The following is a 16,540-nucleotide window of genomic DNA, read 5'->3' on the forward strand; positions in this document are numbered from 1 at the left end:
CGTGGTCACTGCTGCGCGTAGGACTCCAGCGGCTTGTCGTTGGGCTTTTGCAGCAGCTGCTTGAGCATGTCGCTCATGGGCAGGTTCAGCGGGGCATTCTTGGGCGGAATGGGCTGCACGAACCACTTGTCGTAGATCTTCGCCACTTCGCCCGAGGCCATCATGCCCACCAGCACGTCGTCCACAGCCTTCTTGAAGGCGGGATCGTCGCGGCGAAACAGGATGGCGATGGGCTCGGAGCCCAGCACCTCGCCCACGATCTTGAAGCCTGCAGGGTTCTTGGAGTTGGCGATGACGCCGGCCAGCAGGTTGTCGTCCAGCACGAAGGCATCGGCACGGCCCGATTCGAGCATCAGAAAGCTCTCGAAATGGTCCTTGCCCAGCGAGGTGGGCAGGTTCACGCCATTGTCGCGCCCGTACTTGCGCAGCAGCTGCACGGCAGTCGTGCCGGCCGAGGCCGCCACGGGCTTGCCGTCGAGCTGCTTGAAGGAGGTGATGCCCGAGTCGGCGCGCACGGCCATGCGCACCTGGCTCACGTAGGTGGTCACGGCAAAGGCCACCTGCTTTTGGCGCGCGAGGTTGTTGGTGGTCGGGCCGCAGCCGATGTCCACGGTGCCGTTCTGCACCAGGGGCATGGTGTTCTGCGAGGTCAGGGCCATGTACTCGATCTTGGCCTTGGGCACGATCTGGGCCAGCACCTTCTCGCACAGCTCGACGTGGTAGCCCACGTACTTCTGCGTGGTCCCGAAGGCATAGGCCATGGGCGCCGAGCTTTCGCGCACGCCCATCACCACCTTGCCTGTGCTCTGGATCTTGTCCAGCGTGCCGGCCGCTTCCTGTGCATGGGCAGCGCCAGTTGCCGCCACCACACATGCCATCGCCACATGGGCCAGTACGAATCGCATCGAGGGTCTCCTTGGATAGTTGTTGCAGGTCCGAAGGCGCGCTGCGCCTCCACCCTGCCGAGCCGCCGTCACTGGCTGCATGCAAGCAGGGCCGCCGTCAAGGCGATTGCATCAACTATCGAGCAATCAGGCGCCTGTGCATAACGATGAAATGGAAGAAGGTCATGCTCCACCCACATGACCCGGCACCCTGCTGGTGCGCTGCGGGGGCCACAGGCCCGCAGCGCCCGGTCAGCCGGCCGACCCTGCCGCAAGCCGGTGCATGAGGCCCTGCGTCGAGGCATCGACGCCCTGCCAGTCGCCGCTGTCCTGGCGCGCATGCAGCTGGCGCGCCAGGTGCTTGCCCAGCTCCACGCCCCATTGGTCGAAGCTGTTGATGCCCCAGACCGCACCGGCCGAGAAGACACGGTGCTCGTACAGTGCGATCAGGGCACCCAGCGATGCCGGATCGAGCTGCTGCAGCAGCAGGAAGCTGCTGGGCCGGTTGCCCGCGCAATGGCGCTCCGCACCCTCGCCGTGGCGCCCCTCCATCAGGGCCTGGGCCTGGGCAATGGCGTTGACGACCAGGCTCTGGTGATGGGCGCCCAGGTATTTGCCGCCGTCGCGCAGCGCGATGAATTCCACGGGAATCACGTCCTGGCCCTGGTGCAGCATCTGGAAGAAGGCATGCTGGCCATTGGTGCCGGGCTCGCCCCATATCACGGGCGCCGTGCGCACGGGCAGTGTCTGCCCGTCGCGCGTCACGCCCTTGCCGTTGCTCTCCATCTCCAGCTGCTGCAGATAGGCGGTCAGCCGCCGCAGGCCATGGCTGTAGGGGGCAATGCAGCGGCTGGAGAAGCCGCAGAAATCGCGGTACCAGACATCCAGCAGACCCAGGCGCAGCGGCAGGTTGCCCTCCACGCCGGAGGAAAAGAAATGCGCGTCCATGGCATGGGCGCCGTCCAGCAGCGCACGGAACTGCGCCGCCCCGATGGCGATGGCCACCGGCAGGCCGATGGCCGACCACAGCGAAAAACGACCGCCCACCCAGTCCCAGAATCCCAGCGTGCGGCGGATGCCGAAGTCGGCTGCGGCCTGCACATTGGTGGTGAGCGCCACGAAGTGCCGGTCGATGGAGCACGCGGCCTGCGCATCCTCGCTGCCGCCCTGCTCCAGAAACCACCGGCGCGCCGAGTGCGCGTTGAGCATGGTCTCGGCCGTGGTGAAGGATTTGGAGGCGATCAGGAACAGCGTGCTGTGCGGGCGCACGCGGCGCAGCACATGGCCGAGCTCATGGCCATCGACGTTGGAGACGAAATGGAAATTCTTGCCCGCATCGACCCAGTCCTCCAGCGCATTGACCACCACTTCGGGGCCCAGGTGCGAGCCGCCGATGCCGATGTTCACGATGTCGGTGATGCCCTCGTCGCCACGCACCTGCTCGGCCAGGGCCAGCATGGCGTCCAGCGTCTCGTGCACCTGGGCCAGCGCCTCGTGCATGGCCGGCTGCCACTGCTGCACGGTGGCGCAGTGGCGCAGCTGGCCGCCGTCGCGCGGCATGCGCAGCAGCCAGTGCATGACGGCGCGGCCCTCGGTGCAGTTGACGGGCTCGCCGGCCAGCATGGCGTTGCGCTGGGCCAGCACGCCGGCCTGCTGCGCCAGCTCGCGCAGCAGCGTCTCGGTGGCTTCGGTCCAGAGGTTCTTGGACAGGTCGGCGAAGACATGCGGGGCCTGCTGGCTCAGCGCGTCCAGCCGGCCCGCGTCCGCGGCAAAGGCCTGGCGCAGATCCAGGGACCGGATGTCTTCGTTGAAATGGCGTTCAAGTGCCGACCAGGCCGGCAAGGTGTTGCACAAAACGGGCAAGATCTTCATCCAATCAGTCTGCGGCCTGCTGCATCAATGCTTCGAGCTTGCGGGTGTCGGCAGCGAAGGCGCGTATGCCTTCGGCCAGCTTCTCGGTGGCCATGGCGTCCTCGTTGAGGGCCAGGCGGAAACCGGCTTCGTCGTAGTGCACGGGATCGAGGGCCAGGGTCCGCGCGGCCTCGGGGTCCAGGGCGCGCGCCAGGGGCGCATCGCTGGCGCCCAGCTGGGCCAGCAGTTCGGGGGCGATGGTCAGCAGGTCGCAGCCCGCCAGCGCCACGATCTGGCCCGTGTTGCGAAAGCTCGCGCCCATGACCTCGGTGGCGATGCCGAAGTGCTTGTAGTGCTCGTAGATGGCGCGCACGGAGCGCACGCCGGGATCGTTGGCGCCGGCCATGGCGGCCTCGTCCCACTGGGCGCCGGCCTGCTTCTTGTACCAGTCGTAGATGCGGCCCACGAAGGGCGAGATCAGCTGCACCTTGGCCTGGCCGCAGGCCACGGCCTGGCAGAACGAGAACAGCAGGGTGAGGTTGGTGTAGATGCCGCGCAGCTCCAGCTGGCGCGCCGCCTCGATGCCTTCCCAGGTGGAGGCGATCTTGATGAGCACGCGGTCGATGTGCACGCCTTCGGCCTGGTACAGCTCGATCAGGCGCTCGGCACGCGCCACGGTGGCCGAGGTATTGAACGACAGGCGCGCATCGACTTCAGTGGAGACACGGCCCGGAATGGTGTTCAGGATCTCGCAGCCGAAGCGCACCAGCATGCGGTCCATGACCTCGTCGAGGCTGCGGCCCTTGTACTGGGCCACGGTGGCGCGCATCAGCGGCGCGTACTCGGGCTTTTGCACCGCCTTGAGGATGAGCGAGGGATTGGTGGTCGCATCCCGCGGCTGGAACTGGGCCAGTTGGTGGAAGTCGCCGGTATCGGCCACCACGGTCGTGTACTGTCGAAGCGCATCAAGCTGGTTCATGGAACATCCTTTGGGCGGGAGCCTGGCGAGGGGCGGCATCGCACCAGGGCGGTGCGGTTGTACCGGCAAATCCTCCGAGTGTATGCGCGCGCATGGTTTGCATTGGCGTCAGGAAAGTAAGCGAAGGCTGCCGCTCATGCAAAATGCGCGCTGGACCTGCCTTGCGGCAACCGCTTCCCTTTACCCATAGAACAACGCCCACCGCCTAATGCTGGACCGCATCACCGCCTCGCTGCCCTCGCTTGCTCCCGCCGAACAACGCGTGGCCCGCCTGGTGCTGGCCGATCCACGGGCCTTCGCACGGCAGCCGGTGCGCGAACTGGCCGAGCGAGCCCATGTCAGCAAGCCGACGGTGGTGCGTTTTTGCCGCAGCATGGGCTACGACGGCCTGGCCGACTTCAAGCTCAAGCTGGCCGGCAGCGTCAGCGAGGGCGTGCCCTTCATCCACCGCAGCGTGGACACCGACGACAAGACCAGCGACGTGATGGTCAAGGTGGTGGACAACGCCGTGGCCGCCTTCCTGCAATACCGCAATGCCGCCAGCACCACGGCCATAGAGCAGGCGGCGCAGGCCATCGCCTCGACCTGGCAGACAGGCCGGCGCATCGAGTTCTACGGCGCGGGCAACTCGGGCATCGTGGCGCAGGACGCGCAGCACAAGTTCTTTCGCCTGGGCGTGACCAGCCTGGCCACCAGCGACGGCCACATGCAGGTGATGAGCGCCACCCTGCTGGGACCCGGCGACTGCGCGGTGATCATTTCCAACTCGGGCCGCACGCGCGACCTGATGGACGCCGCCGACATCGCGCGCAAGAACGGCGCCACCACGATTGCCATCACCGCCAGCGGCTCGCCCCTGGCCTCGGCCTGCCACATCCATCTGGCCGCCGACCATCCCGAGGGCTACGACCGCTACAGCCCCATGGTGTCGCGCCTGCTGCACCTGCTGGTCATCGACGTGCTGGCCACCTGCGTGGCGCTGCGCATCGGCCCGGCCCTGCAGCCTGCGCTGGAGCAGATGAAGAACAACCTGCGGGCCAAGCGCTACACGTAGCACCGGCCCCCAGGCGCACCCGCCTCGTTCAGCCCTGCCAGCGCCGGAGCACCAGCGAGGCGTTGACGCCACCAAAGCCGAAACCGTTGACCAGGGCATGCTCCATGGCCCAGGGCCTGGCCGCGCCGGCGATCAGGTCCAGCCCCTGGGCCAGGGGATCGGGCTCCACGAGATTGCGCGTAGCCGGCGCCATCTGGTCGCGCAGCGCCAGCACCGTGAAGATGGCCGCCACCGCGCCCGCCGCGCCCAGCAGATGGCCCGTGGCCGACTTGGTGGAGCTGATCGCCACGCCGCTGCCCTCGCCAAACAGGGAGCGCATGGCTGCCAGCTCGCCCCGGTCGCCCACGGGCGTGGAGGTGGCGTGGGCATTGAGGTACTGCAGCTGATCCGGCGACAGCCCGGCCATGGCCAGCGCCTGTGCCATGCTGCGGCGCGCGCCGTCGCCATCTTCCGGGCCCGAGGTGATGTGATAGGCATCGGCACTGGTGCCGTAGCCCACCACTTCGGCCAGCGGCACGGCGCCGCGCGCCAGGGCGTGGTCCAGTCCCTCCAGCACCAGGGCGCCCGCGCCCTCGCCCATGACAAAGCCGTCGCGGCCCGCGTCGAAGGGGCGTGAGGCCTCTTCGGGCCGGTCGTTGTATCCCGTGGAAAGGGCCTTGGCCGCCGCGAACGCGCCCAGGCTCACGCGGTCGATGGCGGCCTCGGCGCCGCCGCACAGCGCCACGTCGGCCTCGCCCGAACGGATCATGCGCAGGCCGTCGCCCAAGGCCTGCACGCTGGCTGCGCAGGCAGTGACCGGCGCACCCAGCGGGCCCTTGAGCCCATGGCGTATCGACACATGCCCGGCCGCGAGATTGACCAGGAAAGACGGCACGGTGAATGGCGACAGGCGCGACACCCCCCGGCTGTCCGTGGTGCGCACGGCCTGGGCAATGGCGCCAAAGCCGCCGATCCCCGAGCCAATGATGCAGGCCGTGCGCGTGCGCTCGTCCTCGCTGGCAGGTTGCCAGCCGGCCTGGGCCAGCGCCTGGTCCGACGCGTCCAGCGCCAGCGGGATGAAGCGGTCCATCTTGCGCTGGTCCTTGGGCGAGACTACGGCATCGATGTCCCAGCCGCCTTCCGGGTCGCGGGCCAGGTCGGGCACCTGGCCTGCCACCTGGCCCGGCACATCGGGCGCCAGATCATCGGGCAGCCGGCTCAGGCCCGATGCGCCGGACAGCAGCCGGCGCCAGGCCAATTCAGTGCCCCGACCCAGCGGCGAGACCATGCCCATGCCCGTGATGACCACGCGGCGTGCGAGAGGACCCGTGCTCATGAACGCTCCCTGATGGACCATGCAGAGACTGCAGCGCGCACGGGGGACAGGCTGCTCGGGATTGAAGAGGCGTTCATCGGTTCTTCCCTGTAGAGTGCACAGCCCCTGCCGCAGATGGTGAGCATTGCCTGCAGGCACGGACTTATGATGATGGCCGTCATCATAAACGCATTTTGATGACAACCATAATCATTGGACAGTGCACATGAAAGTCACGAAAGCCCAGGCCGCGCAGAACCGGCAGGACATCCTCGAAGCCGCTGCGCGGCTGTACCGCGAGCACGGGCTGGACGGCGTCGGCGTGGCCGAGGTGACGCGCGGCGCGGGACTCACCCACGGCGGGCTCTATCGCCACTTCGAATCCAAGGACGCGCTGGTGCGCGAAGCCTGCGCACGCGCCTTCGACTGGTCCATCGCGCCGCTGGACGGCCTGCAGGGTGAACAGGCCGGCAGCCTTGCCGCGCGCGTGCAGTCCTATCTGTCGCCGCAGCACCGCGACAGCCCCGGCGAGGGCTGCCCCGCTGCGGCGCTGGCCGTGGACGTGGCTCGGGCAGGTGGTGATCTTTCAGCGGTGTTCGCCGAAGGGGTGGAACGCAACATCGGCAGGTTTGCGCGCGTGATCGGCACACTTGGCGACGATCAGGCACCCGATGCCGCACAGCGCGCCCAGGCCATGGCCATGCTCAGCAGCATGGTGGGCGCCCTGGTCCTGGCACGTGCCACGGTCGCCGCCAATCCAGCCTTGTCCGACGAGATCCTGGAAACGGTAAAGGCCCACCTTCTTGCGATCGAGGGACAGCCCCGCTGACCGGCTCCGCCTGCGCTATACGTCCTGCGAAGGCAGCGGCATGGCCTGCTCGATCAGGCTGGCGTGCAGGGCAGCGCCCAGCGGCAGCACCTCGTCGTTGAAGTCATACCGGCTGCTGTGCAGCGGCACCCCGGGCTGGGCGCCCGTGGATTGCCCCAGGCGCAGGTAGGCGCCGGGTTTGTGCTGCAGCATGAAGGAAAAATCCTCCGCACCCATGCTGGGCTCCAGCTGCCGGTCCAGGTTCTCCACGCCCACCAGCGCCTGGGCCACGTCGGCCGCAAAGGCGGCCTCCGTGGGGGAGTTGATGGTGGCGGGATAGATGCGCTCGTAGTTGACCTTGGCCGTCGCACCCAGCCCCAGCGCCACCGCGCTGCACAACTCCTGCAGGCGCTGCTCGACACGGTCTTGCACGGCGGGATCGAAGGTCCGCACGGTTCCCACCAGCGTTGCCGTGCCCGGCATCACGCTGAAGGCGCCCAGGTCCCCGGCCTGCACGGCGCACAGGCTGATGACGGCGCTGTCGATGGCGCGCACATTGCGCGAGACGATGCTCTGCACCGCCGTGGTGATGTGCGCGGCCGCCAGCACCACGTCCACCGTCTGGTAGGGATGGGCGCCATGGCCGCCGCGCCCCGTGATCTCGATGGTGATGCGGTCGGCAGCCGCCATCATCGCGCCCATGTTGATACCGACGGTGCCGGCGCGCATGGCGGGCCAGTTGTGCATGGCGTACACGGACTGCATGGGAAAGCGGTCGAAAAGCCCGTCATTGATCATGGCCCGCGCGCCGCCCCGTCCTTCCTCGGCAGGCTGAAAGACCAGCACGGCCGAGCCGTCGAAACGCCGTGTCGCAGCCAGGTAGCGGGCGGCGCCCACCAGCATGGCCGTATGGCCGTCATGCCCGCAGCCGTGCATCAGCCCCTGCTTGCCCGATTTCCAGGGAAATTCGTTGTGCTCGACCATGGGCAGTGCATCCATGTCGGCACGCAGGCCCACCATCGCTCCCGAGCTATGCCCCTGGCCACGGATCACGGCCACCAGGCCCGTGGTGCCCAGGCCTTCGTGGATCTCGTCCACGCCGCATTGCCGCAAGGCCTCCTTGACGCGCGCAGCCGTGAAGCGCTCCTCGAACCCCAGCTCAGGATGCGCATGCAGCTCGCGGCGCAGCGCCGTCAGCTCGGGGTGGTACTGAGCGATCTGGGCAAAGACCCGACCGCCTGCCTTGTATCGAGTGGCTTCCATCGCCTTGGTTCTTTCGCTTCATTGGCCTGCGCATTACCTTAACGCAGGAAATCGCGCCCGCCCACCGTCAGCCCATCGACAGGAAACAAAAAGGCCTCCCGAAGGAGGCCATCCGTTGCGCAAACGCCGCGCGCTCAGAAGCGATGGCGCAGGCCGACGGTGAAGCCCGTGCGCTTGGTGGCGCCATTGGCGTCGAGCATCACGCCCGAGCCGCCACTGGTCTTGGTGTGGTCCAGGGCCACATAGGCATCCGTACGCTTGGAGAAGGCGTAGTCGAGCACCGCCACCAGGAAGTCTGCCTTGCCATTGAAATTGCCCGTGCCCGAGCCCGACTGCTTGGCATGGTAGTAATGCGCGCCCACATTGATCTGGGGCGTGATCTGGTAGCCGAAGCCCATCTTGTACATCTGGCGCTTGTTGGCGTCGCCGGCCACGAAGCCGCCGTTGGACGAACCCGTCCAGAAGGAGTTGAGGATGGCTTGGTCGAATCCACCGCCTGCGGTTGCCGCCGGGAATGCGTCCTTGCGCTTGTTCAGGCCGTAGCCCAGGTTGACGTACCAGGGACCCACGCGGTAGGAGCCGCCCAGAGTATAGGCATCGACCTTGGTGCCGGCCGGCAGCGTCGTGCCCAGGTAGCCGGCGCCTGCGGAAATGCCGCTTTGCGAGTAGCGCAGATAGCCGCCGGCCGTCTTGATGGCGCCACCGGGCACCACGCCAGTGCCGACCTTGTCGAAGGTGTTGTTCTCGTCGAACGAATACTGCAATGCGCCGCGCACGGGGCCGAACTCGGCCAGGTACTTGACCATGTTGCTGGCGCGCGCGCCCATGGACATGCCGATTTCAGGCTTGTAGGCCTCCATGTACGGCGAATACGGGAAGGAGGCATAGGTGGACGTCACCAGGTCGAACAGCATGTTGTACTGGCGACCCAGGGTGATCTGGCCGAAGCTCTTGCTGCGCAGGCCCACCCAGGATTGCTGGAAGTAGCTTGCCGCAGCCTGCTCGCCGGTGTCGGTGAGGAAACGGGCTTCCAGGTTGGCAATGGCTGCCAGACCGCCGCCCAGGTCCTCGGTGATGTTGATGCCCCAGCGGCTTTGCGACATGCCGCCGCCGATCATCTGGGTCTTGCCGCTCTTGGTCGGGCCTTCATTGGTGGTGTGGCGCACGCCGGCATCGACGATGCCGTACAGCTGCACGCTGCTTTGCTGGGCGAATGCTGCCAAGGGTGCCGTTGCTGCCAACACCGCCAGTGCCACGCTCTTTTTCACGAATGAAGAATTCATTGTGTTGTCTCTCTCTTGTTAACGATTGGTTGGTGGAAATTTCATTCTAGAAACGCTTTTCCCGCCTCGTCACCGTTGGCACAAGCACAACACAGGTCTTTCCCTAGCACAAAACAAAAGAGCCAGTCCGAAGACTGGCTCTTTTTTGCTTCAAATGGCAACTGGCTTACGCCAGCCGTTCATTAGAAAGCGTGGCGGATACCGACTTGCACGCCAGTCTGGCTTTCGCCAGCTTGCACGCCACCAGCGTACACGCCCTTGGCTTGCAGGCCCAGGGTCGAAGCATCCTTGTTCTTCAGGAATGCCAGGTTGCCGTACAGAGAGGTGCGCTTGGACAGGTTGTGCACGTAGCCCAGAGTGATCTGGTGAGCCTTGGAGTCGATGGCCTTCTGGTCGTACAGAGCGTACTGCAGCTTGACTTCGCCCACGCCGCCCACGGGAGCCGAAGCGCCCAGCATGTAGGAGTTGGTCTTGATGTCGCCGCCGATGTCGCGCTTGAACTTGGTCTGTTGCAGCAGGCCGCTCAGCTTGGCAACGCCGAAGTTGTACGAAGCACCCAGGGTGATTTCGTCACGGTCGGTAGCCAGGCCGCCAACGGCAGTCTTTTGCTGGGCAACGCCCAGGCTGGCGCTCAGGGGACCGTTGTCGTATGCAACGTAACCGCCGATGTAACGGCCGACGCTGTCAGCAGTACCGATGGTTTGCTTTTCGTCGAAAGCGTAGCCAAAGCCGGCGTTGAAACCGCCGAAGTTGGGGGTGTAGTACGAGATCAGGTTGTTAGCGCGGATGCCGTTGTCGTCGGCGCCTTGGCCAGCAGCCCAGTTACGGAAGCCCATGAACTGGCCGATACCGGTGGCGCTGAACAGGTCGTAGGAGGTCAGCTTTTGGAAGGTCGGAACTTGGTCACGGCCCAGGCGCACTTCACCGAAGTTGCCCGACAGGCTCACGGTGGAACGACGCTTGAAGTTGAAGCCGCTGGCGTTGCCATCGTCACCGAAGATTTCGCCTTCCAGCCAGAAGCCAGCCTTCAGACCACCACCCAGGTCTTCCGTGCCGCGCAGGCCCAGACGGCTCGTGGAAGCGCCGCTGGTGCCCAGACCATAACGGCTGTCGCCAGCTGCGTCCTTGTTCACGTAGGCAACGTTGGTGTCCACGATACCGAACAGGGTCACGGAGGATTGAGCCATTGCGGCGCCGGAAGCAGCCAGCACTGCCAGGGCAATCAGAGATTTTTTCATTACGAGTTACTCCAAGGTTTAGAAGGGCGCCGGTCGTGAGGAAGAGAGGCTTGGCCTGAGGCTCCACCGGTTTCCCGCGCCAACCTCCTGGTGGGGAAGTTAGGGCCTATTGCACCAGACCGCCGCTGCCCATGCAAAGAAATTCACCCACAAACGGGCTTGAACCCCCGTTTTTCGTTGCACTGCCGCAACAAACCTGCAGACCAACACAATCAGGCCCAACCCGAACATCGCGCCGGCCTTGTTGCGCTTGCACAAAGAGAGGGCATGTCGTCCTGGTGTACCGTTCAGACCCTGAATTTGCCAAGATTTTCCGCTCTAGGGACCGCCCATGGACAAGATACTGACTGCCGCCGATGCGGCGCTTCGCACCCTGTTTGCACAGCCTTCCGCGGCCGAGCGCTCGCCCGCCACCGGCATCGCGGAGGGTAAGCTGACCGAGGCACAGCGCCGACTGTCGGGCGCCTTGATGCGCGTCAATCATGTCGGAGAGGTCTGCGCCCAGGCGCTGTACAACGCCCAGGCCATGGTGACGCGCGACATGGTGCTGCGCGAGCATCTGCTGGAGGCGGCCCGCGAGGAAACCGATCACCTGGCATGGACCCGCGACCGGCTCAACGCCCTGGGCGACCGGCCCAGCCTGCTGAACCCGCTGTGGTTCGCCGGGGCATTCGCCATCGGCGTGGTGGCCGCCAAGATCAGTGACGCCGCCAGCCTGGGTTTCGTGGTGGAGACCGAGGAGCAGGTTTCCGCCCACCTGGAATCCCATCTGGGCCGTCTGCCTGAGGAGGACCGCCCTTCGCTGGCCGTGGTGGCCCGCATGAAGGACGATGAGGAGCGCCATGCCGCCGCTGCGCGTGAAGCCGGCGCACTGGAGCTGCCGCCGCCCGCCCGCGCCTTGATGCGCCTGGCCGCCAAGGTCATGACGACGACCGCTCACCGCATCTGAGATCCGAAGCTTCTGAAACGACGGGAGCTGCATCCAGCCAAAAAAGAAGCGGGCCCGGCCCGCTTTCTTCATTCTTGGCGAGTCCCTGCCGAGGCACGGACCCAAGCCCCCAGACACATCAGGCCTCGACGATGTCGAACCCCGTGGTGATCTCGGCCGTCTTGCCCAGCATGATGGTGGCCGAGCAGTATTTGTCGTGGCTCATGGCAATGGCCCGCTCCACCGCGCCCGCTGGCAGGCCGGTGCCGCTGACGGTGAACTGCATGTGGATCTTGGTGAACACCTTGGGGTCGTTGTCCGCGCGCTCCGAAGTGAGCTTGACGCTGCAGCCTTTGACCGCGTGCCTGCCGCGCTTGAGGATCAGCACCACGTCGTAGGCCGTGCAGCCGCCTGCGCCTGCCAGCAGCATTTCCATGGGGCGGGGTGCCTGGTTCTGGCCTCCATTGGCAGGATTGGCCGCATCCGGCGCCCCGTCCATATTGACCACATGGCCGCTGCCCGTTTCCGCCACGAAGCCCATGCCCGAGCGCATGCCGGTCGTGCCGCCTGTCCAACTCACTGTGCATTCCATTGTTGCGTCCTCAAAAAACTGTTGCTATTTTGCATCAACTACACAAAAACCCTGATTTTGTTGCAACGCAGCACCTGCCGTGCATACAATGCACCCAAGCGTTATCTGAAGGGTTAACCCGGACACCCCTCCAGATGGACTGCAGATTGTGAACCAACTTCACCCTGCATCACACCAGTTGTCTCCTCCACCTCCTCTATTGGTGGATTCAGCCCCCGGCTTTACAGCCTGGGGCTTTTTTTTGCCTTTGTCGTCCCTGGCCCAGCCTGGACGCTGCACTGCAGCATGAGTCACAAGCGCCTATGATGGCCGCCTGACACCGACGGGCCGCCTCCCGGCCTGCTGCTCTCCAGCCTTTCGCCGACGATGAACCACCCCCTGACCCCTGCCGACTACCTGACCAAGATCCTTACCGCGCGCGTGTACGACGTGGCCGTGGAGTCGGACCTGGAGCCCGCCAAGGCGCTGAGCCGCCGCCTGCACAACAAGGTGCTGCTCAAGCGCGAGGACCAGCAGCCGGTGTTCAGTTTCAAGCTGCGAGGCGCCTACAACAAGATGGCACACCTGTCCGCCGAGCAGCTGGAAAAGGGCGTGATCTGCGCCTCGGCCGGCAACCATGCGCAAGGCGTGGCGCTGGGCGCACGCAAGCTCGGTTGCCGCGCCGTGATCGTGATGCCCACCACCACGCCGCAGGTCAAGATCGATGCGGTACAGGCGCTGGGCGGCGAGGTGGAACTGGCCGGGGAAAGCTATTCCGACGCCTACAAGCACGCCGTCAGGCTGCAAAAGGAAAAGGGCCTGACCTTTGTGCACCCCTTCGACGATCCCTATGTGATCGCCGGCCAGGGCACGATTGCCATGGAAATGCTGAGCCAGCTGCAAAAGCTGGGCAGCCCGCGCCTGGATGCCGTATTTGTCGCCATTGGCGGCGGCGGCCTGATCTCGGGCGTGGCCAACTACATCAAGGCCGTGCGCCCCGACGTGAAGGTGATCGGCGTGCACACCAAGGATTCGGACGCCATGCTGCAGTCCGTGCGCGCCGGCCACCGCGTGGAGCTGGCCGATGTGGGCCTGTTCGCCGACGGCACGGCCGTCAAGCTGGTGGGCGAGGAGACCTTCCGCATCGCCCAGGGCCTGGTGGACGACTACGTGGTGGTCGATACCGATGCCGTCTGCGCCGCGATCAAGGACATCTTCGTGGACACGCGCTCCATCGTCGAGCCGTCCGGCGCCCTGGCCGTGGCGGCGATCAAGCAGTACGTCGCGAAGAACAAGACCAGGGGCGAGACCTATGCCGCCATCCTGTGCGGCGCCAACATGAACTTCGACCGGCTGCGCTTCGTGGCCGAGCGTGCCGAGGTGGGCGAGGAGCGCGAGGCGCTTTTTGCCGTGACCATCCCCGAGGAACGCGGCAGCTTCAAGCGCTTTTGCGAAGTCGTGGGCAAGCTGCCTGGCGGCCCGCGCAACGTGACCGAGTTCAACTACCGCATCAGCCACGAGAACAAGGCCCATGTCTTCGTGGGCCTGACCACGGCAGCGCGCGGCGAGTCCGAGAAGATCGCCAGGAACTTCGAGAAGCAGGGCTTCGAGGCGCTGGACCTGACCTTCGACGACATGGCCAAGGAGCATCTGCGCCACATGGTCGGCGGCCATTCGCCGCTGGCGCAGGAAGAGCGCCTGCTGCGCTTCGTCTTCCCCGAGCGCCCCGGCGCACTGTTCAAGTTCCTCAGCCTGATGGCGCCGACCTGGAACATCTCGCTGTTCCACTACCGCAACCAGGGTGCGGACTACGGCCGCATCCTGGTCGGCATGCAGGTGCCCGCCAAGGATGGCAAGAAATTCGACGCCTTCCTGAGCAATCTTGGCTACCCCTGGGTCGAGGAAACCGGCAACCCTGCCTACCAGCTCTTCCTGAAGTAAGGCCCGCCTCGGCTGTCCAGACATGCAGCCCATACGCCATTTCCTGCTGGCCCTGCAGTTCTTCAGCCGCATTCCGGTCACCGGGCGGCTTGCGGCCTGGGCCGGCTGGAGTCCGGCAATGCAGCACGCCAGCGTGGCCCATCTGCCGGGCGTGGGCTGGCTGGTCGGCGCCTGGGGCGCGGCGTGGCTGCTGGCCGCAGGCTGGCTGCTGGCACCCAGCCCCTGGATGCCTCTGGTGGCTGCCGTGCTGTCCACCATTGCCACGCTATGGATGACAGGCGGCTTGCACGAGGATGGATTGGCCGACGTGGCCGACGGCCTGGGCGGCTTTGTCCCGCCCGAGCGCGCGCTGGAAATCATGAAGGATTCGCGCCTGGGAGCCTACGGCGCCATGGCGCTGGTGATGGCGCTGATGACCAGGATCTCCCTGGTCGCGCTGCTGATCGGCATTCGCGCGGAATGGGCGGCCTTGCTGCTGTGCAGCATCCATGTGCTGTCGCGCATGGCGCCGCTGGCCCTCATGCAATGCCTGCCCTATCTGGGCCAGGCCGCCCACTCCAAGGCCTTGCATGCGGCTGGCAGGCCGTTGAGCGCCAAAGGCCTGGTCACGGCAATGCTCTGGAGTCTCCCCGCTTTGGCGCTGCCGGCGTGGCTGGCGGGCCTGCCGCTCGTCATCGGCCTGGTCCTGCCCGGCGCCCTGGTCACGGCCGCCATGGTGCGCTGGCTGCGCCGTCGCCTGGGCGGCATGACGGGCGATTGCCTGGGCGCCGCCCAGCAGGTCTGTGAACTGGCCATGCTGCTGGGCGCCGCCGCTGTGCTGATGCGCATGCAATGAACGCTCTCCCAACGCCGCGCCTTTGGCTGGTACGCCATGCCCGCCCCCTGGTGGAGCCCGGCATCTGCTATGGCCGGCTCGACATGGAGGCCGACGCCCAGGCCACGGCCGATGCGGCGCAGGCCCTGCATATCGCGCTGCCTGCGGATTGCCGGATGCTGCATTCGCCGCTGCGCCGATGCAGCCAATTGGCCCGGGCTCTGCAGGCCCTACGGCCCGGCCTGGCATCGCAGGCGGATGGCCGGCTGCTGGAGATGGATTTCGGCCACTGGGAAGGCCAGCCCTGGGATGCGCTGGACCGCAGCGCCATCGATGCCTGGGCGGCAGACCTTGCCGGGCACGCGCCGGGCCGGGGAGAGTCCCTGGCCGCCATGCTGCGCAGGGTGGATGAGGCCTTGCAGCAGGCGAGCAGGGGCTCTGTGGGCGATGGCGCCGCACGCGACATCGTCTGGATCACCCATGCCGGTGTGGCACGCTGCGTGCAATGGCTGATGCGTGAAGGCAACGCCCTGCCTCAGGCGGCCCAGTGGACGCTGCCGGCGCCTGACTTTGGCGGCTGGCTGGTATTGGAACTGCAGCCGCCGCACTGACCGGACTCAGCGCTTGTCGGGCAGGGACAGCTGCAGCGTGATGGAGGCGGGGCCATCGACGCTGGGGCCCAGGCGCGCCTCGCGGCCCGAGACCGACTGCAGCACCACGCCCTCTTCCACGGCACGCCCCACGCGAAACGGCTTGGCCGGCTGGTTGCCCACGGCGATGACCGCCGCGCCGCCGCCGCTGTCGCGACCGGCCAGCACACCCACCAGCGCATAGCGCGAGACCACAGGCGCCGCAACGGGCACAGCAACACCCTGAGCAGCGGCCACGCCCCCCAGGGCCTGCGCCAGCGCGGGCGCATCGACCTGCAGTGCCTCGGGGGGAGCCGGTGGCACGGGCGCCCCCGCGCCGCCATTGCCCAGGCGCATGGCCCAGAAAGCCACGATGCCGGCCGCCAGCAGCCAGAGCACGAATGTGGCCGCCTTGACGTGCCAGGTCCGGGCCTGGCCCCGGTTCAATGAAAGTGTCACCATCGCGCGATTATGATGGAGCGATATGTCCAATTTGCTGCACCGTTCCATGACCAGCCTTCCCCGCCGTCCGCTGCCTGCCCTGCGCACCGCCGTCCAGCGCGGCTTCACGCTGATCGAGCTGATGGTGGTCCTGGTCATCATCGGCGTGCTGGCGGCCCTGATCGTGCCCAACGTGCTGGACCGCGCCGACGATGCCCGCGTCACGGCTGCACGCACCGACATCACCAACATCTCCCAGGCGCTCAAGCTCTACCGCCTCGACAACCAGCGCTATCCCACGGCCGAGCAGGGCCTGCAGGCGCTGATCATCCGTCCCACGAGTGGACCGCTGCCCAACAACTGGAAGCCCTACCTGGAAAAGCTGCCCAACGATCCCTGGGGCCGTCCGTACCAATACCTGAATCCGGGCATCAAGGGCCCCATCGACATCATGTCCTTCGGTGCCGACGGCCAGGCCGGCGGAGAGGGCAAGGATGCCGACATCGGCAGCTGGCAGTAAGTCGATGGCCCGGGCGATGGCCCGCAAGCGCCGCGCTGCACC

At 66.4% G+C, this 16,540-nt stretch carries 16 protein-coding genes; 7 read left to right on the forward strand and 9 right to left on the reverse strand.

The genetic code is table 11. From position 1 onward, the window contains the following. Positions 1 to 5: 5 nt before the first annotated feature. The 3 genes from ACN20X_RS27075 to tal form a co-directional block, all read right to left on the reverse strand. The gene (locus ACN20X_RS27075; RefSeq protein WP_016448714.1) at positions 6 to 905 is read right to left on the reverse strand and encodes a transporter substrate-binding domain-containing protein; all 900 of its coding nucleotides are present in this window, start codon (positions 903 to 905) and stop codon (positions 6 to 8) included. Positions 906 to 1,136: 231 nt separating this feature from the next. Further along, the gene (gene pgi, locus ACN20X_RS27080) at positions 1,137 to 2,756 is read right to left on the reverse strand and encodes a glucose-6-phosphate isomerase (RefSeq protein WP_046240748.1); all 1,620 of its coding nucleotides are present in this window, start codon (positions 2,754 to 2,756) and stop codon (positions 1,137 to 1,139) included. A gap of 4 nt (positions 2,757 to 2,760) precedes the next feature. Beyond that, on the reverse strand, positions 2,761 to 3,714 hold the full coding sequence (gene tal, locus ACN20X_RS27085) for a transaldolase (protein WP_473210066.1): 954 nt from the start codon (positions 3,712 to 3,714) through the stop codon (positions 2,761 to 2,763). A 208-nt stretch (positions 3,715 to 3,922) separates the two neighbouring features. Here tal and ACN20X_RS27090 point away from each other — a divergent pair, with 208 nt between their 5' ends. After that, positions 3,923 to 4,768, forward strand: a complete 846-nt coding sequence (locus ACN20X_RS27090) for a MurR/RpiR family transcriptional regulator (protein ID WP_016448717.1) — start codon at positions 3,923 to 3,925, stop codon at positions 4,766 to 4,768. Between the two features lie 28 nt (positions 4,769 to 4,796). On the opposite strand, the gene fabF is transcribed toward ACN20X_RS27090, so the two are convergent. Next, a complete protein-coding gene (fabF, locus tag ACN20X_RS27095; protein WP_244387825.1) occupies positions 4,797 to 6,083 on the reverse strand; it encodes a beta-ketoacyl-ACP synthase II in 1,287 nt (428 codons plus the stop codon). A gap of 205 nt (positions 6,084 to 6,288) precedes the next feature. Between fabF and ACN20X_RS27100 the strand changes: the two genes are divergently transcribed. Continuing rightward, on the forward strand, positions 6,289 to 6,891 hold the full coding sequence (locus ACN20X_RS27100) for a TetR/AcrR family transcriptional regulator (RefSeq protein WP_016448719.1): 603 nt from the start codon (positions 6,289 to 6,291) through the stop codon (positions 6,889 to 6,891). A 15-nt stretch (positions 6,892 to 6,906) separates the two neighbouring features. Here ACN20X_RS27100 and ACN20X_RS27105 read toward each other — a convergent pair whose 3' ends face one another. From ACN20X_RS27105 to ACN20X_RS27115, 3 genes are all read right to left on the reverse strand, one after another. After that, on the reverse strand, positions 6,907 to 8,133 hold the full coding sequence (locus ACN20X_RS27105; RefSeq protein ID WP_047472722.1) for a M20 aminoacylase family protein: 1,227 nt from the start codon (positions 8,131 to 8,133) through the stop codon (positions 6,907 to 6,909). A 134-nt stretch (positions 8,134 to 8,267) separates the two neighbouring features. Continuing rightward, positions 8,268 to 9,416: a porin gene (locus ACN20X_RS27110; RefSeq protein ID WP_016448721.1), complete on the reverse strand. Its 1,149-nt coding sequence runs from the start codon at positions 9,414 to 9,416 to the stop codon at positions 8,268 to 8,270. A gap of 182 nt (positions 9,417 to 9,598) precedes the next feature. Next, positions 9,599 to 10,654 (reverse strand): porin, encoded by a 1,056-nt coding sequence (locus ACN20X_RS27115; RefSeq protein ID WP_016448722.1) that lies wholly within the window; start codon positions 10,652 to 10,654, stop codon positions 9,599 to 9,601. Between the two features lie 331 nt (positions 10,655 to 10,985). On the opposite strand from ACN20X_RS27115, the gene coq7 reads away from it, so the two are divergent. Continuing rightward, positions 10,986 to 11,603 carry a 2-polyprenyl-3-methyl-6-methoxy-1,4-benzoquinone monooxygenase gene (gene coq7, locus ACN20X_RS27120; protein ID WP_473210067.1) on the forward strand — a complete coding sequence of 206 codons (618 nt, stop codon included), beginning with the start codon at positions 10,986 to 10,988 and terminating at the stop codon, positions 11,601 to 11,603. 118 nt (positions 11,604 to 11,721) lie between these two features. On the opposite strand, the gene ACN20X_RS27125 is transcribed toward coq7, so the two are convergent. Then, positions 11,722 to 12,174, reverse strand: a complete 453-nt coding sequence (locus ACN20X_RS27125; protein ID WP_126310976.1) for an OsmC family protein — start codon at positions 12,172 to 12,174, stop codon at positions 11,722 to 11,724. A gap of 366 nt (positions 12,175 to 12,540) precedes the next feature. Here ACN20X_RS27125 and ilvA point away from each other — a divergent pair, with 366 nt between their 5' ends. Genes ilvA through ACN20X_RS27140 form a run of 3 tightly spaced genes read left to right on the forward strand, consistent with a single transcriptional unit; the run spans position 12,541 to position 15,519 of the window. Next, on the forward strand, positions 12,541 to 14,094 hold the full coding sequence (gene ilvA, locus ACN20X_RS27130; RefSeq protein ID WP_017404585.1) for a threonine ammonia-lyase, biosynthetic: 1,554 nt from the start codon (positions 12,541 to 12,543) through the stop codon (positions 14,092 to 14,094). A gap of 22 nt (positions 14,095 to 14,116) precedes the next feature. After that, on the forward strand, positions 14,117 to 14,929 hold the full coding sequence (locus tag ACN20X_RS27135; protein WP_473210068.1) for an adenosylcobinamide-GDP ribazoletransferase: 813 nt from the start codon (positions 14,117 to 14,119) through the stop codon (positions 14,927 to 14,929). Next, positions 14,926 to 15,519, forward strand: coding sequence for a histidine phosphatase family protein (locus ACN20X_RS27140; protein WP_313279978.1), 594 nt, complete (start codon positions 14,926 to 14,928; stop codon positions 15,517 to 15,519). The genes ACN20X_RS27135 and ACN20X_RS27140 overlap by 4 nt, the downstream gene beginning before the upstream one ends. Before the next feature lie 6 nt (positions 15,520 to 15,525). Here the strand turns inward: ACN20X_RS27140 and ACN20X_RS27145 are convergent, their stop codons facing one another. Continuing rightward, the gene (locus ACN20X_RS27145; protein ID WP_016448728.1) at positions 15,526 to 15,999 is read right to left on the reverse strand and encodes a type II secretion system protein N; all 474 of its coding nucleotides are present in this window, start codon (positions 15,997 to 15,999) and stop codon (positions 15,526 to 15,528) included. 22 nt (positions 16,000 to 16,021) lie between these two features. Here ACN20X_RS27145 and gspG point away from each other — a divergent pair, with 22 nt between their 5' ends. Then, positions 16,022 to 16,498, forward strand: coding sequence for a type II secretion system major pseudopilin GspG (gspG, locus tag ACN20X_RS27150; protein ID WP_016448729.1), 477 nt, complete (start codon positions 16,022 to 16,024; stop codon positions 16,496 to 16,498). Positions 16,499 to 16,540 lie beyond the last annotated feature (42 nt).

The organism is Delftia sp. PX-1 (assembly GCF_055797465.1).

Excerpts from the sequence above, each read along its gene's own strand:
- ACN20X_RS27135 (WP_473210068.1), top strand. The coding sequence starts at position 14,117 with ATGCAGCCCATACGCCATTTCCTGCTGGCCCTGCAGTTCTTCAGCCGC.
- coq7 (WP_473210067.1), top strand. The coding sequence starts at position 10,986 with ATGGACAAGATACTGACTGCCGCCGATGCGGCGCTTCGCACCCTGTTT.
- ACN20X_RS27115 (WP_016448722.1), bottom strand. The coding sequence starts at position 10,654 with ATGAAAAAATCTCTGATTGCCCTGGCAGTGCTGGCTGCTTCCGGCGCC.
- ACN20X_RS27125 (WP_126310976.1), bottom strand. The coding sequence starts at position 12,174 with ATGGAATGCACAGTGAGTTGGACAGGCGGCACGACCGGCATGCGCTCG.
- ACN20X_RS27090 (WP_016448717.1), top strand. The coding sequence starts at position 3,923 with ATGCTGGACCGCATCACCGCCTCGCTGCCCTCGCTTGCTCCCGCCGAA.
- gspG (WP_016448729.1), top strand. The coding sequence starts at position 16,022 with ATGTCCAATTTGCTGCACCGTTCCATGACCAGCCTTCCCCGCCGTCCG.
- ACN20X_RS27075 (WP_016448714.1), bottom strand. The coding sequence starts at position 905 with ATGCGATTCGTACTGGCCCATGTGGCGATGGCATGTGTGGTGGCGGCA.
- fabF (WP_244387825.1), bottom strand. The coding sequence starts at position 6,083 with ATGAGCACGGGTCCTCTCGCACGCCGCGTGGTCATCACGGGCATGGGC.
- pgi (WP_046240748.1), bottom strand. The coding sequence starts at position 2,756 with ATGAAGATCTTGCCCGTTTTGTGCAACACCTTGCCGGCCTGGTCGGCA.
- tal (WP_473210066.1), bottom strand. The coding sequence starts at position 3,714 with ATGAACCAGCTTGATGCGCTTCGACAGTACACGACCGTGGTGGCCGAT.
- ilvA (WP_017404585.1), top strand. The coding sequence starts at position 12,541 with ATGAACCACCCCCTGACCCCTGCCGACTACCTGACCAAGATCCTTACC.
- ACN20X_RS27105 (WP_047472722.1), bottom strand. The coding sequence starts at position 8,133 with ATGGAAGCCACTCGATACAAGGCAGGCGGTCGGGTCTTTGCCCAGATC.
- ACN20X_RS27145 (WP_016448728.1), bottom strand. The coding sequence starts at position 15,999 with ATGGTGACACTTTCATTGAACCGGGGCCAGGCCCGGACCTGGCACGTC.
- ACN20X_RS27110 (WP_016448721.1), bottom strand. The coding sequence starts at position 9,416 with ATGAATTCTTCATTCGTGAAAAAGAGCGTGGCACTGGCGGTGTTGGCA.
- ACN20X_RS27140 (WP_313279978.1), top strand. The coding sequence starts at position 14,926 with ATGAACGCTCTCCCAACGCCGCGCCTTTGGCTGGTACGCCATGCCCGC.
- ACN20X_RS27100 (WP_016448719.1), top strand. The coding sequence starts at position 6,289 with ATGAAAGTCACGAAAGCCCAGGCCGCGCAGAACCGGCAGGACATCCTC.